General features: G+C 31.2%; 26 protein-coding genes and 1 pseudogene. 1 reads left to right on the plus strand and 26 read right to left on the minus strand.

All coding sequences use genetic code 11. The annotated features are described in order from the left end of the window. On the minus strand, nt 1-302 hold a 302-nt coding region (locus ACI3VO_RS04820; RefSeq protein ID WP_439756833.1), incomplete at its 3' end, for a DUF4846 domain-containing protein. Between the two features lie 104 nt (nt 303-406). Between ACI3VO_RS04820 and ACI3VO_RS04825 the strand changes: the two genes are divergently transcribed. Further along, nucleotides 407-1,324 carry a ribonuclease Z gene (locus ACI3VO_RS04825; protein ID WP_439756834.1) on the plus strand — a complete coding sequence of 306 codons (918 nt, stop codon included), beginning with the start codon at nt 407-409 and terminating at the stop codon, nt 1,322-1,324. A gap of 184 nt (nt 1,325-1,508) precedes the next feature. On the opposite strand, the gene ACI3VO_RS04830 is transcribed toward ACI3VO_RS04825, so the two are convergent. From ACI3VO_RS04830 to ACI3VO_RS04950, 25 genes and pseudogenes are all read right to left on the minus strand, one after another. Next, on the minus strand, nt 1,509-1,874 hold the full coding sequence (locus tag ACI3VO_RS04830) for a YhbY family RNA-binding protein (protein WP_439756835.1): 366 nt from the start codon (nt 1,872-1,874) through the stop codon (nt 1,509-1,511). A 23-nt stretch (nt 1,875-1,897) separates the two neighbouring features. Further along, complete coding sequence (gene obgE, locus ACI3VO_RS04835; RefSeq protein WP_320925139.1) at nt 1,898-3,178, minus strand: GTPase ObgE; 1,281 nt, start codon at nt 3,176-3,178, stop codon at nt 1,898-1,900. Between the two features lie 105 nt (nt 3,179-3,283). After that, nucleotides 3,284-3,574: a 50S ribosomal protein L27 gene (rpmA, locus tag ACI3VO_RS04840; RefSeq protein ID WP_290693821.1), complete on the minus strand. Its 291-nt coding sequence runs from the start codon at nt 3,572-3,574 to the stop codon at nt 3,284-3,286. Between the two features lie 13 nt (nt 3,575-3,587). Next, nucleotides 3,588-3,908, minus strand: coding sequence for a ribosomal-processing cysteine protease Prp (locus tag ACI3VO_RS04845; protein WP_320626892.1), 321 nt, complete (start codon nt 3,906-3,908; stop codon nt 3,588-3,590). 15 nt (nt 3,909-3,923) lie between these two features. Continuing rightward, on the minus strand, nt 3,924-4,238 hold the full coding sequence (gene rplU / locus ACI3VO_RS04850) for a 50S ribosomal protein L21 (RefSeq protein WP_320626891.1): 315 nt from the start codon (nt 4,236-4,238) through the stop codon (nt 3,924-3,926). Nucleotides 4,239-4,358: 120 nt separating this feature from the next. Then, on the minus strand, nt 4,359-5,759 hold the full coding sequence (locus ACI3VO_RS04855; protein ID WP_439756836.1) for an Rne/Rng family ribonuclease: 1,401 nt from the start codon (nt 5,757-5,759) through the stop codon (nt 4,359-4,361). A 29-nt stretch (nt 5,760-5,788) separates the two neighbouring features. Further along, nucleotides 5,789-6,487, minus strand: a complete 699-nt coding sequence (locus tag ACI3VO_RS04860) for a TIGR03936 family radical SAM-associated protein (RefSeq protein WP_439756837.1) — start codon at nt 6,485-6,487, stop codon at nt 5,789-5,791. Nucleotides 6,488-6,489: 2 nt separating this feature from the next. Continuing rightward, a complete protein-coding gene (locus ACI3VO_RS04865) occupies nt 6,490-8,334 on the minus strand; it encodes a TIGR03960 family B12-binding radical SAM protein (protein ID WP_439756838.1) in 1,845 nt (614 codons plus the stop codon). Nucleotides 8,335-8,701: 367 nt separating this feature from the next. Beyond that, a complete protein-coding gene (gene rodA / locus ACI3VO_RS04870; protein WP_439756839.1) occupies nt 8,702-9,814 on the minus strand; it encodes a rod shape-determining protein RodA in 1,113 nt (370 codons plus the stop codon). Between the two features lie 109 nt (nt 9,815-9,923). Further along, nucleotides 9,924-10,208 (minus strand): cell division topological specificity factor MinE, encoded by a 285-nt coding sequence (minE, locus tag ACI3VO_RS04875; protein ID WP_320925143.1) that lies wholly within the window; start codon nt 10,206-10,208, stop codon nt 9,924-9,926. Between the two features lie 14 nt (nt 10,209-10,222). Next, complete coding sequence (minD, locus tag ACI3VO_RS04880; RefSeq protein ID WP_439756840.1) at nt 10,223-11,020, minus strand: septum site-determining protein MinD; 798 nt, start codon at nt 11,018-11,020, stop codon at nt 10,223-10,225. A gap of 4 nt (nt 11,021-11,024) precedes the next feature. Beyond that, nucleotides 11,025-11,729 (minus strand): septum site-determining protein MinC, encoded by a 705-nt coding sequence (locus ACI3VO_RS04885; protein WP_320925145.1) that lies wholly within the window; start codon nt 11,727-11,729, stop codon nt 11,025-11,027. A gap of 63 nt (nt 11,730-11,792) precedes the next feature. Then, nucleotides 11,793-14,732, minus strand: a complete 2,940-nt coding sequence (locus ACI3VO_RS04890; protein WP_439756841.1) for a penicillin-binding transpeptidase domain-containing protein — start codon at nt 14,730-14,732, stop codon at nt 11,793-11,795. A 100-nt stretch (nt 14,733-14,832) separates the two neighbouring features. After that, the gene (mreD, locus tag ACI3VO_RS04895; protein WP_439756842.1) at nt 14,833-15,318 is read right to left on the minus strand and encodes a rod shape-determining protein MreD; all 486 of its coding nucleotides are present in this window, start codon (nt 15,316-15,318) and stop codon (nt 14,833-14,835) included. A 10-nt stretch (nt 15,319-15,328) separates the two neighbouring features. Continuing rightward, nucleotides 15,329-16,213 (minus strand): rod shape-determining protein MreC, encoded by an 885-nt coding sequence (gene mreC / locus ACI3VO_RS04900; protein WP_439756843.1) that lies wholly within the window; start codon nt 16,211-16,213, stop codon nt 15,329-15,331. A gap of 9 nt (nt 16,214-16,222) precedes the next feature. Then, a complete protein-coding gene (locus ACI3VO_RS04905) occupies nt 16,223-17,293 on the minus strand; it encodes a rod shape-determining protein (RefSeq protein WP_439756844.1) in 1,071 nt (356 codons plus the stop codon). 31 nt (nt 17,294-17,324) lie between these two features. Continuing rightward, on the minus strand, nt 17,325-18,032 hold the full coding sequence (radC, locus tag ACI3VO_RS04910; protein ID WP_439756845.1) for a RadC family protein: 708 nt from the start codon (nt 18,030-18,032) through the stop codon (nt 17,325-17,327). Beyond that, on the minus strand, nt 18,029-18,613 hold the full coding sequence (locus ACI3VO_RS04915; protein WP_439756846.1) for a Maf family protein: 585 nt from the start codon (nt 18,611-18,613) through the stop codon (nt 18,029-18,031). The genes radC and ACI3VO_RS04915 overlap by 4 nt, the downstream gene beginning before the upstream one ends. A gap of 282 nt (nt 18,614-18,895) precedes the next feature. Then, nucleotides 18,896-19,876: an RnfABCDGE type electron transport complex subunit B gene (locus ACI3VO_RS04920; protein WP_439756847.1), complete on the minus strand. Its 981-nt coding sequence runs from the start codon at nt 19,874-19,876 to the stop codon at nt 18,896-18,898. A gap of 19 nt (nt 19,877-19,895) precedes the next feature. Then, nucleotides 19,896-20,471: an electron transport complex subunit RsxA gene (gene rsxA, locus ACI3VO_RS04925; protein ID WP_439756848.1), complete on the minus strand. Its 576-nt coding sequence runs from the start codon at nt 20,469-20,471 to the stop codon at nt 19,896-19,898. 19 nt (nt 20,472-20,490) lie between these two features. Next, nucleotides 20,491-21,084 carry an electron transport complex subunit E gene (locus ACI3VO_RS04930; protein WP_320625036.1) on the minus strand — a complete coding sequence of 198 codons (594 nt, stop codon included), beginning with the start codon at nt 21,082-21,084 and terminating at the stop codon, nt 20,491-20,493. Nucleotides 21,085-21,105: 21 nt separating this feature from the next. Then, nucleotides 21,106-21,681 carry an RnfABCDGE type electron transport complex subunit G gene (locus ACI3VO_RS04935; protein ID WP_439756849.1) on the minus strand — a complete coding sequence of 192 codons (576 nt, stop codon included), beginning with the start codon at nt 21,679-21,681 and terminating at the stop codon, nt 21,106-21,108. Continuing rightward, on the minus strand, nt 21,681-22,664 hold the full coding sequence (locus ACI3VO_RS04940) for an RnfABCDGE type electron transport complex subunit D (RefSeq protein ID WP_439756850.1): 984 nt from the start codon (nt 22,662-22,664) through the stop codon (nt 21,681-21,683). Before ACI3VO_RS04940 ends, ACI3VO_RS04935 begins: the two co-directional genes overlap by 1 nt. A 19-nt stretch (nt 22,665-22,683) precedes the next feature. Then, nucleotides 22,684-24,042 carry an electron transport complex subunit RsxC gene (rsxC, locus tag ACI3VO_RS04945; protein WP_439756851.1) on the minus strand — a complete coding sequence of 453 codons (1,359 nt, stop codon included), beginning with the start codon at nt 24,040-24,042 and terminating at the stop codon, nt 22,684-22,686. A gap of 237 nt (nt 24,043-24,279) precedes the next feature. Beyond that, a pseudogene (locus ACI3VO_RS04950) lies at nt 24,280-24,558 on the minus strand (hypothetical protein); the annotation flags it as partial.

Raw genomic sequence — 24,558 nt, forward strand, 5'->3', positions numbered from 1 at the left:
GGTTTGTCTTTAACACGTCCATCATAATATTTTACCTTTTCACCGTAATCCTCTAATTTAGAATTTCTCAAAAATTCACCGAAGCTATTTTCTTCTACGGAAACTCTTTCATATCCTTCTGGAACCTCATATCTATCTTTTAAAATATTTTCTTCTTTATTTACTACTATGACATCCTTTTTTTGCTCCTGATTATAATTACTTACATCACTTGAATTATCCACCTGATTTTTCGAATGACTACATCCAGTAAATAATAAAATACTCAAAACTAAAGATACAAAACTAACTAAAAATTTCATAATATTTTACCCCCTTATTTACTAATTTTACATTAAACGGTTAAAATATAAGTAACTTAAATGTTACAATATCTTAAAAACTATTAATTAACAAGGAGATAAATATGATAGATTTAATTTTACTGGGCTGCGGTGGAAATGTACCTATGCCGAATAGATTTCTTTCCTCACTTTTTATAAATTACAAAGGCAGAAAAATACTGATAGACTGTGGTGAGGGAACTCAAGTAGCTATGAAAAAAAACAACTGTGGATTTAAAGGAATCGATTTGATACTTATAACTCATCTCCACGGTGACCATATAATAGGACTAATTGGACTACTTCAAACTATTGGAAATAGCGGCAAAACTGACGATTTAACTATAGTAGGTCCTACAGGAATAATAGAGGCTATGAACGCCATAAAGGTGTTAATTGAATATTTGCCATACAGAGTATATGTAATTGAAAATCCTCGCGAAAAATTTAGCCTAGACAAGGATATTATAAGCGATATTGAAATTTCAACTATAGACTTGGACCACTCTACTGAATGCATAGGATATAGCTTGTATTTCAAAAGAAGAGCTAAATTCGATAGAGAAAAGGCATTAGCTAACGAAGTCCCTCAAAAGCTTTGGAAAAAGCTCCAAGAAAACGACACAGTAGTATACAGAGATAAAACATATCATTCAGATATGGTACTAGGAGAGGAGCGCAAAGGAATAAAACTTAGCTTTATAACGGATACTAGACCTATATTTGAGATACCTAAATTTATATACGGAAGTGATTTATTTGTATGTGAAGGTATGTATGGAGACGACCTAGATATATCAAAGGCCGTCAAAAACAAACACATGACCTTCAGAGAAGCTGCTAATTTAGCAAACAACGGAAATGTAGATAAGCTACTTTTAACTCATTTTAGTCCATCACTTGAAGAACCTAAAGAATTTTCCCAAAACGCAACTAAATTTTTTAAAAACACAATAATTGGTGAAGATGGATTATCTCTAAATTTATCTTATAAAGATTGATTTGTTAGGTAAATCAAAAAAATTTAATTTATTTTAATAAATTGTAGAGGAATTTTAATATACATATCGAATTTTATAAGTATCCTTTACTATTTTAAAATTTAATTCAAAAAAAGAATTGCCCTTGTTTAATTTTCGGACAATTCTTTTCTTTTTTTATAGCATATTGACACCAATTAATTTTCTATCTTTTAGATCTTTTTGTAGGTTTACCTTTTTTAGTTGTAGTTTCGTTATTAGCTTTTTTCTTAGGTTGTTGACCTGGGAATAATATTTTTGGTTCTTCTATATTTTTTCTGTATATTGTAAATTTGAAACCTATAGCTTGAACAAATTCTGCTCTTAATTCGCTGCATATTGCATTTGCAGTTTCCTTTGCATCAAGTCCAGCAGTTTCAAGTATATTTATTTTAACTAATTCTCTAGCATTTAGCATATCATCTAATTGTTCTAAAAATCTCTCATTTACACCTTCTTTACCTATTTGAGTTATAGGCTTCATAGTGTTTGCAAGAGATCTTAAGTAAGCTCTTTGTTTACTATTTAGCATATTTTCCTCCTAATAATTAATTTCTAGTTGTAGAATTCAAATTCTACTTCGTATATTTTAACAGTATCTCCGTCTTCTATGCCCATTTCTCTAAGTCTATCGAATACACCTTCGTTTTCCATAGTTTTTTGGAAGAATTGTATAGATTCCATATCGTCGAAGTCAACAGAATACATGATTCTTCTAAGCTTCTTACCTGTTACTACATATACTCCATTTTCATCGATTTCTATAGCTAATTCCTCTTCAGCTGTATTGTCAAGCTCTGGTCTGTAGTATTCTTCTTCTGATACTAGCTCTACATCCTCTACCTCTTGAAGTAGTTGTGATGTATATGCTATTACATCGTCTACACCATCTCTAGTTGCTGCAGACATTTTAAATACCTTGTATCCTCTATCTTCTAGAGTCTTTTTGAAGTTTTCATAGATTGATTCGTCAAATAATAAATCGGCTTTATTTGCGACTACTATTTGAGGTCTAGTAGATAATTTTTCGTTGTATAATTTTAATTCATCGTTTATTTTATCAAAATCTTCAATAGGATCTCTACCTTCAATTCCTGATATATCTACTATGTGAATTAATACCTTTGTTCTTTCGACATGTCTTAAGAAATCATGTCCAAGACCTACACCTTCTGCAGCACCCTCTATAAGACCTGGTATATCTGCAAGCACAAAGCTATCTCCAAAATTAGTTTTGACAACTCCTAGGTTTGGAGTCAATGTTGTAAAGTGATAGTTTGCTATTTTAGGTCTCGCCTTAGTTACTACTGATAGGAAAGTTGATTTACCTACATTAGGGAACCCTAAAAGCCCTACATCTGCTATCATCTTAAGCTCTAGTATTACCCATCTCTCTTCTCCATCAGTACCAGATTTAGCAAAGCTTGGTGCCTGTCTAACTGCATTTGCAAAATGTTGGTTTCCTTTTCCGCCTCTACCACCTTTTGCAACTACAGCTTCATCACCGTCGTGTTTTAAGTCAGCTATTACTAAATTAGTAGCCTCGTCTCTTATTATTGTCCCTGGTGGAACCTTTAAAATTAAATCTTCTCCGTTTTTTCCTGCCTGTCTTTTTTTGCTTCCGTCAGCTCCTGGCTCACCTACGTATTTCTTTTTGTATTTGAAATCCATCAAAGTTCTAAGTCCAGTATCTACCTTGAAGATTATACTAGCTCCACGACCACCATCTCCGCCATCTGGTCCTCCTGCTGGAACGTATTTTTCTCTTCTAAATGATACAGAACCATTTCCGCCGTTTCCTGCCTTTACGAATATTCTAGCTTTATCTATGAACAAATGTGTCACCTCCTAAGTAATTATTTTTATTATTATTTCCAATTTTAAGGTATATATTATTCATCAAAATAAAAAGGAGTGTATATACACTCCTTTTCTTTATAATTATTCAGCAACTTCTACTGGATATATACTTACTTTTTTTCTTTTTTTGTCGTATCTTTCGAACTTAACAGTACCGTCTATTAATGCGAATAAAGTATCGTCTCCACCTTTACCTACATTAGTTCCTGGATGTATTTTAGTACCTCTTTGTCTTACTATTATACTACCAGCAGTAACTACTTGTCCGTCGTATTTTTTAACACCTAATCTTTTTGATATAGAATCTCTACCATTTTTAGAAGACCCTACCCCTTTCTTAGATGCTAATAATTGTAAGTTCATGTTTAACATTTGGAGTCACCCCCTACTTTTTTAAGATTTTTATATTTTTCGGATATTGTCCTTTTATCATTTCGATTGTCAATTTAAAGTGTTCTAGTAGTAAATCTGTCTTTTCGTTTAGACAATTTTCCTTTACTATACACTCTATAAATCCTTCTTGTCCTATTTCAGACTCGAACTCTACTTTTGCAAGTAAATTTAATGAGTTATCCACACCGATCGCATTAGATGTGACAGCAGCGCAAACTATATCGTATCCGCTTTCTGCGTAATCTGCATGTCCCTTTAGTGTGAATCCTTTTAATTTGAAATCATCTGTGTAATGATATTTTACCTTTATCATTTTACACTCCAATAACTAAGCGTTTATTGATTCTATAACTAACTTAGTGTATGGTTGACGATGTCCTTGTTTTCTTCTGTAGTCTTTTTTAGCTTTGTATTTGTAAACTATTACTTTTTTAGCTTTACCTTGAGCTACAACTTTAGCAGATACAGTAGCACCTTCTACTACTGGAGCTCCAACAGTTAATTTTCCGTCTTCACCAGCAACAGCTAATACTTGATCTAAAGTTACAACGTCACCTTCGTTAGCTTCTAATTTTTCTACAAATAATACATCACCTTGAGCAACTTTATATTGCTTTCCACCTGTTTTAACTATAGCGTACATTCATATACACCTCCTCGGTCTCAAACTCGCCATATAGGTACTTTCATAAGAAAGATTTTAACCTTTTCTGTGCGGCATTACAGTTATTAATATTACATCTTTTTTGCATAAAAGTCAATATTATTTAAAAATAATTTTTGTATCTTTTTGATTTATTTTTTGTGCTTCGGCTATCTCGATGTTTATATCGTATTTAGCCTCGATTTTATTTAAAACCTCTATATAATTATTTCTAATTTCACCATAAATATACGGTGTAAACTCCACTAGAATTTCTTTATAATCTGTATGCTCTTTGATTCTCATAATTTCCTTTTCTAAGTCATCTAATATGTAATTTATCGATTTTCGACTAAAATCGCTTCTACATCGCTCACAGGCTCTTAAATAATAAGAATTAATAGAATCTTTTTCTCTTCTTCTAGCCATTTCCACAAGTCCTAGATTAGTTATTCCCAAGACCTCTGATTTTCTTTTATCTTTATTTAAATTTTCTTGTAATATTTTTATTAAATTTTCCTTTGATTTTTTCTTGTATAAATCAATAAAATCTACTATTATTATTCCACCAATATCTCTTATCTTAAGCTGTCTGGCAATTTCTTCACATGCCTCTATGTTTGTCTTGTACATAGTCTCTTCTCTAGAGATATTTCCTGTAAACTTTCCTGTATTGACATCTATAACTGTTAAGGCTTCTGTCTTCTCTATTATCAAGTATCCGCCACTTTTTAGCCATACCTTTTTATTTAGAGCTTTTTCTATTTCCTTTGAAACCTTGTATAGATCAAATACATCCTTATTTTCCTCTAAAATAAGTTTATTTATATAATCTTTATCTATTTTACTTAATATACTTTTAATCTCTATATATTTATCTTTATCATTTAAAACGACTTTATCTATGTCTTCATTGATATTATCTTTAATATATTTTGTATCTAAATCCAATTCCCTATAAATTAATTTTGGTCCAATTCCCAGCTTAAATTGCTTTAATATATTTTGATATTTATTTATTAGTAAATCAAAATCCTCTTTAAGCTTATCCACATCACATCCTACAGCCTCTGTTCTGATTATTATGCCTAGCTTTTCTTTGTTGAAGGATTTTACTAGCTTTTTAAGTCTAAATCTTTCCTTTTCGTCTAGTATTTTATTTGATATGGTAATTCTATCATTAGATGGAATCAGTACTAAATACCTTCCAGATAGACTTATCTCCTGTGTCAGCTTAGGAGCTTTAGTTCCGACTGCTTCCTTGTTAATCTGTACAAGAATTTCCATACCATTTTTGATATCATCAGAATTTTTAATCGGTAAATACGCCATCTTCTCAAAACCTATATCTACAAATGCAGCCTCTATTCCAGGCTTTATATTTTTAACTATGCCTCTGTATATATTAGATTTTGTTTTTTTATGTATATTATCTTCAATCAATAATTCTATAAGCTTATCATCCTCCATCACTGCTGTTTGAGTAGATGAAATTAAAGACTGCACTATAATTTGTTTCATATGAGTTCCTACTTATAAAAAAATATATATTAAAGTGGAGTTACTAATTGACCATCTTCAACTGCATATAAATCACGTCTTAAAACACTTACATCTCTTGGATCCATATCTAGATAAAGCATCTCTAAAATTTGAGGTATTAATATGTTTATATTTAAGTTAGCTTTTGAACCTGTTGCTATAGTAGATACAAATGTAACTCTTTCATCGTCTAAGCTAACTAAGTCAAAATTCTTGATTAAAGGTCTAATATCAACTTCTACATTTTTACCTTTTTTGTTTTTCTTTGTGACTATTATTTCTTTGCTCTTTATGAATTTTAATACTCTAGACTTAACGAATTCCTTGCTTAGAGGCTTTTCTAAGTCTATATTAAATATATATTCTCCATAAACTATTATTGAAGATAATGAAGGTGTTTTAGGATCTATTTCCTTTGCCTTTACAAACTTAACTCCATCTGGTAACTCAGCATTAATTCTTTGTAAAAATTCCTTTACTTCTATGTCGTCTTCAATTTCAATGTCTACATATTCACCTTGACTTTCTACACCTAAAGCTAATGCATTACCATAGCTCATCTTAGGATGAGGGTTAAATCCTTCAGAATAACTTAAAGTTATCTTAGCTCTTCTAAAAGCTCTTTGTAGCAGTCTTTGTAAATCTAGATGAGATATAAAAATCATTTCATCTTCTTTTTTGTACTTAACCCTTATTAATTTACTCATACCTAGCACAACCCCTTTCCAATATCATGTACATTTATTCCACAGCCATTACATTGATGTCTACAGTCAACTGTTACCTTTTCTTCTTTTGCTTTTTCATTTTCTCTCATTAAGAATTTCTTGCTGACACCGACATCTATATGGTCCCAAGGGAATACTTCATCATAAGATCTCTCTCTGTTTGCATAAAAATCTATACTTAAATTATTTTTAGCCATAGCTTCTTGGTATATTTCTAATTTGAAAAATTCATTCCATCCATCGAATTTTGCTCCCATTTTAAATGCATCGTATAGAACCTTTCCAAGTCTTCTATCTCCTCTTGCAAGTACTGCCTCCATCAAACTAGTTTTTGAATCGTGGTAGTTGTATTTTATATCTCTGTTTTTAAGAGCTTTTATTAAGTAATGTTGTTTATTTATAACCTCTTCAGTTTTATCTTGTCCATGCCATTGGAATGGAGTAAATGGTTTTGGTACAAATGTAGATGTACTTACTGTAACTGAGAATTTTCTCTTAAGCTTTCCTCCGTGTACTGTTCTATAAGTGTCTATAACATCGTATGCAAGCTTTCCTATACCGTCTAAATCATCGTATGTCTCTGTTGGAAGACCTATCATAAAGTAAAGCTTCACACTATCCCAGCCCATTTCAAATGCTTTTTTAGTTGTATTTTTTAAGTCTGCTTCTGTTACTCCTTTGTTGATTACATCTCTAAGTCTTTGAGTACCAGCTTCTGGTGCAAATGTAAGTCCAGATTTTCTAACTTGTTGTATTTTTTCTGCTATTTCCATAGAGAAATTGTCAAGTCTAAGTGATGGTAGAGATATACCGATATTTTCTGGTGTAAATTCATCGACTAAGAAATCAGTAAGCTCTGATAATTTAGAGTAGTCACTTGTACTAAGTGATGATAGAGATATTTCATCATATCCTGTATTGTCTACTAATTCTCTTACAGATTTAGATAAATTCTCGATGCTCTTTTCTCTTATAGGTCTGTAAATCATACCAGCTTGACAGAATCTACATCCTCTTGTACAACCTCTGAATAGTTCTAAAACTACTCTATCGTGTACTATTTCTATATAAGGAACTATTAATTTTTCTGGATAGTAAACTTCATCCATGTTTCTCATTATTCTTTTATGTACTTTTTCAGGTACACCTTCTCTATTTGGTTTTACGCTCTTTATAGTCTCGTCTTCGTTGTATTCTACATCGTAGAAGCTAGGAACATAAACTCCTTCTATTTTAGCAACTCTAGCTAGAAAATCTTCTCTAGTAGTCTTGTTTTTCTTCCACTCCTTGTACTCATTTACAACCTCTAGGTTTACTTCTTCACCTTCACCTAATATAGCTATATCTATAAAATCAGCAAGTGGTTCACAGTTATAAGCACATGATCCTCCTACCATTATAAATGGATCGTCTAATTCTCTGTCCTCTCTCATTATAGGAATTCCAGCTAAATCCATCATATTTAGTATATTAGAATATGAAAGCTCATATTGAAGAGTAAATGCAACAAAATCAAAATCCTTTATAGGCTGTCTAGACTCTAATGCAAATAGAGGTATGTCGTTTTCTCTCATCATAGCTTCCATATCTTGAGCAGGAGCATATACCCTTTCACAAAATACATCTTCGTCTCTATTTATTACTCTGTATAGTATTTGACTACCTAAGTGACTCATTCCAACTTCGTATAAATCTGGGAAACAATGTGCATATCTTATTAAATTTTCGTTTGTAGTATCTTTATGAATAGAATTTATTTCGTTTCCAAGATATCTCGCAGGCTTTTCTACTTTTTTAAGTATTTTTTTTAAATTTTTATTATCCATCTATTGCTTAATCCTCCATATTTTTTACTAAAATTCTAAATCGATTATTTTTATATATTATATATTAATAAACATAAAATCAATACGGATTTTATTATACACTATAAAATATTATGTTCAAAGTACTTTATTTATAGTTAAACCCAAAGTCATTATTCAGTAATAACTATAATTTTTATATTTATACTTATATTATAGCTTATTTTTCCAAGCAAACTTACAAATTATACTTAAAATTATCAATTAATTATATTCTGTAAACAAAAAATCTATGGACTCTAAATTCAATCTAGTAGATTCCATAGATTTTTTATTTTGTAAATTATATTACTCACTTTTCATTTTTATTATATCATATTTATATATTTTAGAAATTAATCTTTTTACGTCGCATTCCGACATTTAATACAATTCCTATTATAGCAAGAGAGGTCATAACTGCACTACCTCCATAGCTTATAAACGATAAAGTTACACCTGTTACTGGAATTAGCCCCATCGTCATACCTATATTCTGCACAATCTGGTATCCAAACATGCATACAACTCCAATTACTACAAAGGCTCCGTAGATATCCTTCGACTCTCTAGCAATTTTTATCATTCTAAGTAAAAAGGCAGCATACAATCCAACTAATAAAGCTCCTCCTACTACACCTAGCTCTTCTACAACAACTGCAAATATAAAGTCACTGTCTTGTATAGGTAGGAAGTCTTCTTGATTTTGTGTACCATTGTAAAGCCCCTTACCTGTAATACCTCCAGATCCAATAGCTATCATAGATTGCATAAGTTGGTAATTACCCTCTATAGAAGTATCTTCTGGATTCATAAATCCCAAGATTCTATTTTTTTGATAAGTATCCATAAGCATGTACATAATAGGAAGTAATACTAAAACTATTACAGCTGCTTTTATCAATATTTTTCTGTCTATGCCAGCAGAAAATATCATACCGAATACTATACAGCAGAATATAATAGCCCCACCTAAATCAGGCTGTACTATTATAAGGCCTATGACAGGTATTGCATAGATTACAACATCAAAAATTTCTTTTAGTGTATTTAGCTTTCCTTTATGATTTTCTACTATTTTGGCAAAGCTAAGTATAAAGGTTATCTTAACGACCTCTATTACCTGTAAGTCGAGTATTTTAAGGTCAAAGGTAGATTTTGCTCCACCTCTACTATCTCCAAACACTAAAACTAAGGCAAGTAATGCAATACTAACTACATAGAGCTCCTTGTAATATTTTCCCATTATATTATAATCGATCATCAAAATAAATAGTACAAGAACTAGACCTAAGCAAAATGCAAAAGTTTGTACTATTAATCTCTTGTATTGACCTGTTTGATTTGCGTGAGTGGCACTACTTAGTATCACTATACCGTAAATAAATATAGCCAATACGATTAAAATTAACTTCCAGTCGATTTTTTTTATAAGTTTTATAGTATTTTTATAATCTATCAATTTCTCACCGTCTTTCTAAAACTTTATAATAAAATCTTTATTTCCAAAATCCTTAAAAACATTTTATATTTTAAAGGGATATACTTAGATGTATATCCCATTAAAAAACTTAAATTTTTCTCTCTTTTATATTTTTAAGTGGTATATTTGCAACTAAGGCTGATACTGGTTTATCATCAGTTTCACTTCTAGTTTTAGACATTTTTATTTCTAAGCCTGTTTCATCGATTTCTGCATAATTTGATATAACTTCTAATATATCATCTTTTATAGCTTCTAATAGCTGTGGAGAACAATCAATTCTGTCGTGTACTAACACTAATTTCAATCTTTCCTTTGCCACATTTTTGCTCGTTTTTGGATTACCATTTAATGACTTAAAAAAATCGAACATAATTATCCTCCTATCTATTTGCCTGTTCCAAACATTTTTTTGATTCTACTGAAAAATCCCTCTTGAGTTTGAAGTTCCATAATAGGAATATCATGGCCCAATATTCTTTTTGCTATATTTTTATAAGCCTTCCCAGCAACAGATTTTTCATCTAAAATTGCAGGTTCACCCTTGTTTGTAGAAATTATTATACTTTCATCATCTGGAACCATACCAATTAGATCTATAGCTAGTATTTCCACTATATCATGTTTATCCATCATATCTCCGCGTTTAACCATGTCTTGTCTTATTCTATTGATTATAAGCTGTATATTGCTAATTTCGTTAGCTTCTAACAAACCTATTATTCTGTCTGCATCTCTTACAGCAGAAACTTCAGGATTAGTTACTACTAATGCTCTATCTGCTCCTGCTATTGCATTTTTAAATCCTTGTTCAATACCAGCTGGGCAATCTATTATAATGTAGTCAAAAGACTCTTTTAACCTTTGACACAATTCCTTCATTTGCTCCTCTGATACTGCATTTTTATCTCTAGTTTGAGCTGCTGGTAGTAAGTATAAATTTTCAAATCTCTTATCCTTGATTAACGCTTGTTTTAATTTACAAGTACCTTCCACAACATCAACTATATCGTAAACTATTCTATTTTCAAGACCCATAACTACATCTAAGTTTCTAAGTCCTATATCAGCATCTACAACTACTGTTTTTTTATTTTCAAAGCTTAATGCTGTTCCTAAATTCGCAACTGTTGTCGTTTTACCAACTCCACCCTTACCTGATGTTATAACTATAACTTCACTCATCTCACTACCCCCTATAGATTTCCTTGTTTTTTATATTTTTAGGTAAGTAACTCTCTATTACTATTCGTCCTTCACTTACAAAGGCTATCTCTGGGCTGATTTCTTTAATTTCTTGGTTACTTTCATCATCATCGGGCGCCTCAGCTATATTATCGGCAATTTGTAAAACCTTAGGACATAAACAGTTTCCAACTATATAGGCTCTGTCATTACCACTCGCACCTGCATGCACAAATCCCTCGATTTTACCCATAACAATTATATTTCCTGCTGCAATAGCTCTCGCTCCTGCACTTATATTACCCATAATAACTATATCTCTTATTGAAGTTAATTGTGAACCTGGATTCATATCCTGCATAACGACTATATCTCCATCATATACTATATTTTCACCAGACCTTAAATTATCAACATATTTAGTATCAAATAAACCTAATTGCTTTTTCTCTTGATCCTCTGTAAATTCTATATCAAATCTAGATGTAAGCTCTTCCTTTATTATCATTATTTGAATATCACTTAAGTAATCACAATTAATTTCACAGATTTTGGCTCCATTAAAAAATCCTACATATTCTTCTAACCTATTAATTATTGAATCTTTAACAACATCAAAAGGAGCTACCTTTTTTATATTCACAACTATACCTTTTTTATTGCCTTTAAATTCAACAAGTTCACTGGCAGAAACTTCTTTTAAAGACATAACAACCTCCAGAGTGATATCAATTTATTTACTATATTCTTCATAAATATATTAATCACCTTTTTATTTTTTTATTTGAACTTGAAAATTTAATTTATTGTCACTACCTGTATCTTCACTGTTGTCATCAGAATTAGAATTTTGATCTTTAGAATTATTATTTGTACTATCTGATTTATCTTCTGAAGAACCAGATACATAGTATCCTATTATATCTTTTATAGGTAAGAATGCATAAGTAGCTGTAGTAGCTTGAGGAATAACTGCCGCTACTGCTATTTCTGGGTCATCTGCTGGAGCAAATGCTACTGCCCAACCGAAGTCTCCATAAGTTTCTTTATATGCATCTATTTGTTCATCTGTAATAGATGGTTTAACCTTCTTTATAGCTCTTCTCAAATAAGCAGCATTTATCTTATCTGTATTAGCTAATTTTTCATCGACACCGTCTTCTAATTCTTTTTCTAATTCTGCTCTTGTTTCATCATCCAAATCATCTTTTTCCAATTCTTCTTTTATTTCTTTTATTCTATTCTTAGTTAATTCAGCTTCTCTATCTTTTCTCAATTGATTGTAGACTTTTAATACTTCATCTTTTTTGACGCCATAACTAGATAAATGTTTAATTAAATAGTTATATTCATTTGATGTAGGTATTTTGTCGTTTCTTTCGGCAGTACCACTTTTTGCGGCAACTGTCACAGGGAAATTGGCAAAGTATTTTGCCGCTGTACCTTCTGTTGTAACTAGCTTCATACCTTTTATCAACTCTTTTAAGTTATCATCGTCTTTAAAATCAATCTTTTCAGATACTACTTTGCTTTCAAATGTTGTCTCATAGTCACTATTTACTACCTTCTTAGTCAAAGTCAAATCTGTCAAATAACCACCATTTGCAATTGCCATTATATATCTTACAATTTGCGATGGTGTATATGCATTTTCACCTTGTCCTATAGATAAGTTTAAGTTGTCTGAAGTCGTCCATCTAGCAAATTTTAAATATGTAAATAGTATAGAATCAGCTAAGTCTTCTATCCTATCTTCTTTTACATTTAAATCTGCAAGGCGATTCATTACTTCTCCTCTTCCTGGACAAGGATATTCATCTACCCAACTTACAATTTCATCTATTCTCTCATCCATTTCTTCATCGTCATTTTCATCTATATCAGTAAAGCTATCTAATATATTTAAATTTAAATAAGATCTAAGTGATATTTTAGTTGAATTGATTTTATCCTCTTCACTAGGTACACTACCGGCAACCTCTGTTATTTCATCTTCTAGACCAGTATTTTCATCTAAACCAAATAACTTGGCATATTCAAGTATTTTTTCCGAATCCATATCTACATTTGGGTCATTACCAGAACTTAACCAATTTGTACCAGTCCCTATTATACCAAAGTAAACATTACATGATTCTTGTATAGCTTTATAAAGATTTACAGCACCGTGGTTACCTCTAGATTTATTCCAAACGGCATCCCCAAAGGTTTGTCCTTCAAGCTTTATAACACCTGTATCAGCTATCGTGTAATTTGGGTTTAATCCATTTTCTAATGCCGCCATTCCTGTTATCATTTTAAATGTAGAACCTGGCTGGAATACACCTTGAGTTACTAAATTTAAAAGTGGGCTGGCAGCTAGAGTATCATTTGGATTTTTAGGCTGTAAATCATTGTAATCCTTTGAAGAAATACCTGTTACAAATAAATTAGGATCGTAATCTGGATAACTTGCCGATGCTAAAACTTCTCCTGTCTTTATATCTACAGCTATAACTGCTCCAGTTTTTGCATTTGTAGCACCACCGCTTACGGCTACATCTCCATAGTCACTTTCATAAGTTCCTCCGTTATTTGCAACTTTTATAGTCTTTTCCAATCCTTCTTCTGCCACTTTTTGTAAATCCATATCTAGAGTTAAATAAACCGTATCGCCCGATACAGGTTCTTGAACTTCTAACTCATCTGTAATTTTACCAGTTGCATTTACCTTTACTTTTTTATATCCATCGATACCCTTTAGATTATCCTCTTGTGTGGCTTCAATTCCTGTAAGGCCAACAATATCATCTGATTGATATTCTTTTTCTTTATTATTTAAATATTCATCTAGTTGTTGAGATGGAATTTTTCCTACATAACCTAATACATGGGAAGCTAATGATCCATTTGGATAATATCTAATTGGTTCACTAGATATAGAAATTCCAGACATATTAGCTGCATTTTCCTCTACAAAAGATATAGTCTCTTCTGATACATTTGAGGCTAATTTCACTGGATAATAAGTTTTATATCCTTGAGATTTTATCAAGTTTCTAACTACAAGTATTTTTCTAGCATCTTGATCACTTAAGCTTTCATCGATTTCGTAGTACTTTCTAATCTTTTGAAATGCGACCTTTGCACTATCAGTCTTTTTGACTTCGATTTTTTCACCTGTTTTAAGTTTTTTAACAAAACTCTCCAACCAATCGTTCTTGTTTTTGATTTCTGTAAATGTGAAGTTAGAAACTAAAATAGGAGGATAATACCCCTTACTATTAAGCTTCTTTTGAAGTTCCGCTGGTGTTAAATCTCTATCGGATTTTTTTAATGTTCCATCGTCAATAAGACTATCGACTAAATAGTAAAATGTTTCTTTTGCGTTTAAATTTTCTGGAATATTATTCTTTTCTTTGTATTCACTTACATTTTGATCATATGTATAAGAAAAGTTTCCATTTTCATCTATAACAATAGGAAAATCATCTTCATAATCTTCATCATTCTCTATTAATTTATTCATTATTTTTAATGCAATACCATTTGCATCATTTCCAGATGCAGTCAATTGATCGCTTGAAACTTCAACCACAAAGGAATTTGTATTTCCTGCTATAAGTCTTCCATATCTGTCTCTAATTTCTCCTCTTGCAGCTTTTATAGTAACTTCTTTGTATGTTTTACTATCTGCAAGATTTGTATAATAATCGTATTGAAATATATTCATATAGAGCATTTTTAATATAATTACACTAAAAGCAACTAAGAAAAAAATTTTTATGATTTTAAATCTCTCATTAACTTTATTGTCTTCCATTAAATCACCACTATTCTTCTTCTAGTTTTAATATTTGTGTCTTAAATATCTTGTAAATTAATATTCCTACTAAACTATTTACAATAGGGACTACAATTATTTTTATAATTGATGTAAATTTACATACATTATATAGTGATCTAGCAAATAAAAAACTAATTCCACAATATATAAACGTCGTAGCTAAAATAATTGTAAATATCATTATAGGACTTTCTTTGTAAACTTTATTTCTCAAATAACTTACCATATATGAAAGCAGAAATAGTATAAATGCATTAGACCCAAAAACGCCTCCAACACTAGAATCTAAAACAATACCTAAAATTGCTCCTATAATTCCACTTTCTAATTCTTTTAAGTAAAGAGAAATTATAACTAAATATATTAAAACTATATTTATAGTCATTCCAAAAATAGATAAATAATTAATAATACTATTTTGTATTATTATTATAAAGATTCCTAATATACAAAGTAATATTCTCTTCATCATAATTACCTCTCTAATTTATATTTCTCGGTTCTACTATAACTACATTATCTATATTTTTAAAGTTTACATTTGGTTTAACTACTACGTATTTTAAAGATTTACTTTTATCTTCGACAACCTTTGTCACTTCTCCTATAGCAATGTTTTCTGGGTATAAACCAAGACCTGATGTAACTACACTATCTCCTGGAAGTACATCGTAATCAGAGTCCATCATATATCCTTGTAAAAGACCTTTTTCTCTGTTTGATTCTTCTTCTTTAATACCTGTACCAGTTGTAATAATTCCTTTGTATTTAGAATCCTTTGATAGCTTAAAACTAACTGATGATGTCGTATCTAATAAAGTAATAGCTTTAGAATAGCTTGATGATACTTCTGTAATTATACCGACTAAGCCATCTCCATTCATAACTAAGCTATTTTCTTTTACACCATCATCACTACCTGCACTTATCACAATGCTTGTATACCAAAGCCCATCGTTTTTGCTGACTACCTCAGCTGCTAATTGATTTGCAACGTATTTTTCATCGACAAAATTCAATGATTTTTTTAATTGTTCTAATGAATTTGCATCCTCCATTTCGCCTTTTAAGCTTGTTATTTCTTCTTCTAATTTTTTATTTTCCTGTTCTAATTTTTCAACCTTTTCAGCATTAGATTTAAAATTCACTATATCAGAAAACCCGCCAGTAAAAAATCCAAGACCTTTACTAACGCCGTGTTCTAAAGTAGATGTTATATTAAGTATTATATTTGAGTTAAAGGGACTGTTTCCCGAGTTCTTTCCTATTGATATACTTACAATTCCAATTAAAGTGATAGCAACTAAACCAGTTGCTATCACTTTAAAATTTATTTTACGTCTATTTTTGTCTCTTCTCAAACTCATCACCAGCTTCTATCTTCTCTTGTTTGCTACTAAAACTTTTTCGAAGATTTCTTGGTCTTCAACTGATTTTCCTGTTCCTATAGCAACACAATCTAGTGGATATTCTGCTATATAAACTGGCATTCCTGTTTCTTCTTTTACTAATAAATCAAGACCTTTTAATAATGCTCCTCCTCCTGTTAACATTATTCCGTTTTCCATTAAGTCGGCAGCAAGCTCTGGTTTTGTTTTTTCTAGAGTTATTTTTATTCCATTTACTATTGTATTAATAGGGTCTTTTAAAGCATCTCTTATTTCTGCAGAAGATATATCGATTTTTTTAGGAAGACCTGTAACTAAATCTCTACCGCTTATTTGAGCAGTTACTTCTTCTCCATCTTTATATGCTGATCCTATATTTATTTTTACATCTTCAGCAGTTCTTTCACCTATTAATAGATTGTATTCCTTTTTAACGTAGTTAACTATAGCTTCGTCTAATTTGTTACCACCTATTCTTATAGATTCAGCGGTGTCTATACCACCTAGTGATATTACAGCTATTTCTGATGTACCACCACCGATATCAACTACCATGTTTCCTTCTGGTTCTTCTACTCTAAGTCCTGCTCCTATAGCTGCAGCCATTGGTTCTTCTATTAAGAATACTTCTTTAGCTCCTGCTTGTTGAGCAGCTTCTTCTATTGCTTTCTTTTCTACTTCTGTAACACCATATGGTACACATATAGCTATTCTAGCACTTACAGCTCCACCCTTTTTAGCTGTAGATTTTTGTATGAAGTAAGTTAACATTGATTGAGTTATATCAAAATCAGCTATAACACCGTCCTTCATAGGTCTTATTGCTTTTATGTTTCCTGGTGTTCTACCTATCATTCTCTTTGCTTCTTCACCAACTGCTAAAACATCTTTACTATCGTCTCTGATTGCAACTACTGATGGTTCTCTAAGTACTATACCTTGACCTTTAATATATACTAGAGTATTTGCAGTACCAAGGTCTATACCCATATCCTTTGTCATTTTTCCGAATCCAAAGAAAGATCCTTTTTGTTTTTTTTGTTTCTTTTCACTTGCCATTTTTAAACGCTCCCTTCAATCTTACACTATATCAAATCAACATATTTTCTTTAAAACTAAAATACAGTCCATCACCTATAATTATATGGTCTATTACTTCAATGCCTATTATTTTTCCACACTCAACAAGCCTATTTGTAATAGACTTATCTTCTAAGGAAGGTGTTGGAGATCCTGATGGATGATTATGTATTAATATAATCTTATTGCTACTTCGTCTAATTGCCGCTCTAAAAACTTCCCTTGGATGGACTAAGGATGCATTTAAAGTACCCACCGAAATATCTACATCTGTAATTATTTCATTTTTAGTATTTAAAAGTACTATTTTAAATATCTCCTTTGATTCGTATCTGAGTATATCCATGTAATATTTGTATACATCCCAAGGATTTTTTATTTTGTATTTAGGTGGCATATAACTGGAAGCTCTGACTCCTAATTCTATAGCTGCCTTTATTTGGGTAGCCTTAGTAAGCCCAATACCATCTATACTACATAGCTCTTCTATACTTATATCATATAAATCTCTTATATTTATTAATTTTTCCTTAAATATTTGATTAGAAAGTTCTATAGCATTGTATTTTTTGTTTCCAGTTCTAATAATAATAGCCAACAATTCAGCATCAGATAATGATTTTACACCTTTTGTCAGCATTTTTTCTCTAGGTCTATCACTAGCTAACATATTTTTTATGTTAAGACCGTTATTTAAATTTTCTTGCAGATGAATCATCCTCCATAAAATAGATTTATATCAAAGTGATCCTTTAGCAAATCGCTGAGTTTAGAAATAGGAAGTCCAACTATGTTGAAATAATCACCTTGTATACCTTCAACTAATAGAGCTCCATATCCTTGTATTCCATACCCACCTGCTTTATCTAATGATTCCTTAGTATTTATATAATCTTTAATAGAGTCTTCACTTAAATCTTTAAACGTAACATAGCTTACTTGATAGTCATTTATAACTATTCCCTTTTTTAAATTAATCAAACTGATACCGGTAATAACTCTGTGTGTTTTATTCGATAGCTTTTGTATCATATCAAATGCTTCTTTTTCGTCTTTAGGCTTACCTAAAACTTCATTGCCTAAAACAACAATCGTATCAGCTCCTATAACTAATTTATCTCTGTTTTTCTGTGCTACATCAAATGCCTTTTCATATGCAAGCCTAACTACCATACTTTCAGGAGATTCTTCTTCAAAAACTTCTTCTTCGATTTCACTTTTTTGAACTTCGAATTTAAGCTTAGTATTTTGTAAAATTTCTTTTCTCCTAGGTGAAGCCGACGCTAATATAATTTCCATTTATTCACCTTCTTGTACTTAAATTTTGTACTAATTAAGTTTATCACTATATTATAAAAATTTCAATCTTAATATAGGCTCTTTTCTTTCATAAATCTTATATTTTTCAAAAAAATTTATTTTATTTAAATAAATATTATTTTTATTTAAAATTTTCTTATTTTTGTTAAGAATTTTGTAATAATATTTACGTTTAATTTTAAGATTCTTTTTCTTCAAGGCAATAAAATAAAGGTATAGAGATCTATACCTTTATTTTATCCATATTTTATTATTTAATATCTATTGTTCTACACATTTTATTGCGTCTTTTTTACATTTTTGCATGCATAGATGACATCCTTTACATTTTTCTGGATCAACTTTATGTGGTTGTTTTTTGTCTCCTTCTATAGCACCAAATGGACAAACTCTAGCACAAGCTGTACAGCCTATACATTTTTCTTCGTCTATAGCTACTATACGTCTATCTGATATATCTCCTGCAGATATAACGTTCTTTGGACATTTAACTGCACATTGTTTACATCCTATACACTTAGAGTAATCTATTGTAGCTTTATTATTTTCTACAGTTATTGCACCAACTGGACAAGCTTTTTCACAAGCCTTACATCCTATACATCCAGCAGAGCATTTAGCTTTAACAACTTTACCTGGATCTTTAGAGCTACAATCTACAACAACTTCTTGTTTAGCTGGTTTTTTAGCTATTATTCCTTTTGGACAAACTTCCATACATTTTCCACAAAGAACACATTTATCGTCATCTACTACAGCGACGCCATCTACTACTTTTATTGCATCGAATTTACAAACAGATACACAAGTACCAAGACCTAAACAACCAAAGCTACAATCTTTTGGTCCACCTATTAAAGCTATTGCAGCTCTACAATCTCCGATACCTTGATATTCATATTTATTTGCTGCACTTGAACAACTACCTTTACACATAACATGTGCAACCATCTTTTCTCCTGTATCAGCTGAAACTCCCATGATTTCTCCAACTTTTGCGGCTACTGCAGCCCCTCCAACTGGACAAGCATTTACAGGCGCTTCACCTTTTACTATAGCAGCTGCTACCCCTCCACAACCTGGGAATCCACAACCACCACAGTTTGCTCCAGGAAGTACTTCAAGTATTTTAGCTTCTCTTTCATCAACTTCAACTGCGAATTTTTGTGCAGCAAAAGCTAAGACAGCACCAAATATTAAGCCCATGACTCCTAATAATATTACTGATTTTAATATTTCCACAATACTTCACCCCCTGTTTTTATAGTTTTATTAATCCTGTGAATCCTAAGAAAGCGATTGACATTAATGCTGCAGATATTAATGTTATAGGGAATCCCTTAAATGCATCTGGAATATCTGCAAGCTCTAATCTTTCTCTAATTCCTGCGAATAAAACTATTGCTAATGTGAAACCTAAACCTGCACCAACACCATTTATTAATGTTTGTAATATATTATAACTTTTTTGAACATTAACAAGTGCTATACCTAAAACTGCACAGTTTGTAGTTATAAGAGGTAAGTAAACACCTAATGCTTGATATAAAGCTGGACTCATTTTCTTAAGTGCCATTTCAACAAATTGAACTATTGAAGCTATTACAAGTATAAATGCTATAGTTTGTAAGAACTCAGTTCCTGTTTTTACTAATATCATTTGTACAAAATATGTTATTAAAGAAGCTAGGCCTAAAACGAATGTAACCGCAGCTCCCATACCTGCCGCTGTATCTACTTTCTTAGAAACACCTAAGAAAGGACATATACCTAAGAATTGTGATGTTATAACGTTGTTAACAAGGACAATACTTAGTAATAAAAGAATATAATTCATAATATTTCCCTCCTAAAAATTAAGCGCTTTTCTTTGAAACTTTATTAAATATTGCCATTAAGATTCCTAATGTTAAGAATGCTCCTGGAGGTAATATGAATAATAAAGCTGGTTGATAAGAAGCTCCAAATAAACTCATTCCGAATATGCTTCCTGCACCTAATATTTCTCTAACTGCTCCTAATACTGTAAGAGCTATAGTAAATCCAAGACCCATACCTAAACCATCTACTGCAGAAGCAACTGCTCCGTTTTTAGATGCAAAACTTTCGGCACGAGCAAGTATTAAACAGTTAACAACTATTAATGGAATATATAATCCAAGCGCTTTATCAAGTGCTGGTATATATGCTTTTAAAAGCATTTGTACTATTGTAACGAAAGTAGCTATAACAACAACAAATGCTGGTATTCTTATTTTGTCTGGTATTACTTTTCTAAGTAGTGATATAGCTATATTTGAACACATTAAAACTACTGTAGTTGAAAGTCCCATTCCTAGACCATTCATAGCTGCACTTGTAACAGCTAGAGTAGGACACATACCTATTACTTGTACAAAGGTTGGATTCTCGTCGATAATACCATTTTTAAATGTTTTTCCTAGATTCATATCTTAAAATCCCCCTATCAATTATTTTAAAGAGTTATTATAAACTTCTATTGCTGCGTCAACACCATTAGTTACTGCTGTAGAAGTTATAGTAGCCCCAGATATTGCTTTGATTTCTGTATCGCCAGGAGTTCCATTTTTAAGAACTGAAAGCTCTTCAAGTGGTTTTCCTTTGTATTGATCACTAAACTCTGGATCTGTTGATTTAGCACCAAGACCTGCTGTTTCTGAGTTACTTACAACATTTATTCCTGATACTTGACTATTAGCTGAATCTATACCTACCATTAACTCGATTTGTCCACCATAACCTGATGGTAAAACTTTAAGTGTATATCCTACTGTATTTCCTGATGCATCTTTTGCTTCATATATTTCTGCAACATTTATACCTTTAGAGTTATCAGTATTTACGTCTTTTACTTCTTCAAAAGTTTCAGCTGAATCTAAAACTAATTTTCTAGCTTCTGCATTTGCTTGTTCGCTTCTTTGAGCAATAGTACCTGCAGTTACACTATTAGTAAGAGCTAGTAATAATGCAGCTACTGCACTTATTATTAATAAGTTTAATCCTAATTTAATCATATCTTTGCCCATTATTTAGCCACCTCCCCAAATACTCTGTTGTTAACGTATTTGTCTATAAGTGGAGTCATAACGTTAGCTAATAATATTGAATAAGAACATCCTTCTGGATATCCACCATATAATCTAATTACTGAACATATTATACCTGCTAAAACAGCGTATATAATTTGTCCTTTTTGAGTCATAGGAGATGTTGTATAGTCAGTTAACATGAAGAAACCACCTAACATAACACCACCTGCTAATATTTCACTTACAGCAAATTGTATATTAAATCCACCTAATAAGAATGTTAATATAAATATTGTTCCTAGATAGCAAACTGGCATAATATAACTTATAATTCCTTTGTATATTAAGTAAATACCACCTAGTAATATTAATACAGCACATGTTTCACCAACACAACCGCCTATATTACCGATTAACATATCAGTCATAGATATACCACTATCAGCTAATCCTTGAAGTCCTGCTGCTCCTGATTTTAAGAAGCTTAATGGAGTTGCAGTTGTTACTGCATCAGCTGCTGCTGTAGAGCTTACCCAATTAACACCTGCTTGTGTCCATTTAGTCATTGGAACTGGGAATGATGCTAATAAGAATGCTCTTGCTGCAAGAGCAGGGTTAACAAAGTTATTTCCTAATCCACCAAACATCATTTTTACAATTATAATTGCAAATACTCCACCTAGTAAACACATCCACCATGGAAGTGATGCAGGCACGTTAAATGATAATAATAAACCTGTAACTACTGCTGAAAAATCGCCAATAGTACTTTTTTGTTTAGTTATTTTTTCCCATATAAATTCAGAACCAACTGTTCCTAATATACAGAAAAACATAACATATAATGCGCTCATTCTAAAGAAATATAAACCTGCAATTGCTGCTGGTAAAAGCGCGATTACTACTTGTTTCATTATATAAGAAGTATCTTCATTACTTCTAATGTGAGGTGATGATGACACTATAAACTTATTTTCCATGTTTATTTCCCCCCAAAATTTATTTTGCTGCTTTTGCTTGTGCTTGAGCTTGTTGTTTTCTACGTTTTGCTTGAATTTGACGTTTAGCATTTCTTATAGATTCTACTAAAGGTCTTCTAGCTGGACATATAAATGAACATGATCCACATTCTATACAATCAAGAGCTCTATGTTCTTCAGCTTTGTCAAAGTCACCTTTAAGTGAGTTAGCACTTATGTATAGAGGTTGTAAGAATGCTGGACATACTTGAGTACATCTACCACATCTTAAGCAAGCTGTTGGTTCAGGAAGTCTAGCTTTTTCTTCTGATAAGCATAATATACCTGAAGTACCTTTTGTACTTGCTGCTTGAGTAGTATATTGAGCATTACCCATCATAGGTCCACCTAATATAACTTTTCCTACATTTATATCTTCTTTGAATCCACCACATTGTTCTATTATTTCACATACTGGTGTACCAACTTTAGTTATTAAGTTTCTAGGAGTTTTTATAGCATCACCTGTAATAGTTGTTATTCTTTCTATTAGAGGTAATCCTGTTTTTATTGATTTAGCTATTTGAGCTGCTGTACCAACGTTTGTAACTACAGCACCTGCAGCTGCTGGTAATGCACCTGATGGAACTTCTCTTCCTCCTGTACATGCATATATAAGTTGTTTTTCTGCCCCTTGTGGGTATTTTATTTGAAGTCCAACAACTTCTATTTCTGGATATGGCTCAGCTGCTTTAGTAACAGCTTCTATAGCATCTGGTTTATTTACTTCTATAGCTATATATCCTTGTTTAACTTCTAATGCTTTCATAACTGCTCTTATACCGAATACTACATCTTCTGGCATTTCAAGCATTAATCTGTGGTCAGCAGTTAAGTATGGTTCACATTCAGCACCATTTAAGATTACTACATCTATATTTGCATCTGGTGGAGGTGATAATTTTACATGAGTTGGGAATGTTGCACCACCCATACCAACTATACCTGCATCTTGTATAATTTTAATAATTTCTTTTGGAGCTAGATTTTCTAAATCTCCTTTTGGTTTAACGCTTTCATCAAGTTCTTCTTTGAAGTCATTTTCGATAACTATACATTGTCCTACTCCACCAGGAACTTCATGCATTTGTATTCCAACGACTTTACCTGAAACTGATGAATGTACGTTAGCTGATACGAAACCGCCTGCTTGTCCTATCATCTGACCTTTTTTAACTAGATCGCCAACTTCTACTATAGGTTTTGCTGGAGCACCTATATGTTGTTGAAGAGGAATGTAAACAGTTTTTGGAGCCTCAGCTTTCGCTAGAGCTATTTTGTTTGTATACTCTTTATTGTATGGAGGATGTATACCCCCTTTGAATGTTAAGAGTCTCATTTTATATTTACCCCCTGTCTTTTTATATTAATACTCATAGATATTTATACATATAGTATACTATATTTACTACAAAAATTTAACAATTGTTAATTATTTATCTCAATTATTAGCTTTTTTTAAATGAATATAAAAAAAATATATAACATAAATAATATTTTTTTTATGTATTTATTTAGATTTTAAATTTTTTTATGTTTTCAAAAAATACAAAAAAAGGTTGAATAATTCAACCCTTTAAGCTGTTTTAATTTGGTTTATGAATTCATAATACATTTGTATAGAAGATATTAAAAAGCTCTCATATTTATATATATTCTCACTAGAAATTATTTTTTCAAAGTTCGAAATATTGTCTTCAATTTGTGAAGTATAAGACAATAAATTATTTTTAAAGTAATCTAACTCCTTATAATCTATTTTTTTGACTTCATTATCTAACTTATCTAAAATTTCTTTTCTTTCATTCATCATATTTTGATATTTTTTAGTATCAAAATTACTTTTATTTTCATT

The sequence above is a fragment of the Intestinibacter sp. genome, assembly GCF_051866655.1.
Taxonomy (GTDB): domain Bacteria; phylum Bacillota; class Clostridia; order Peptostreptococcales; family Peptostreptococcaceae; genus Intestinibacter.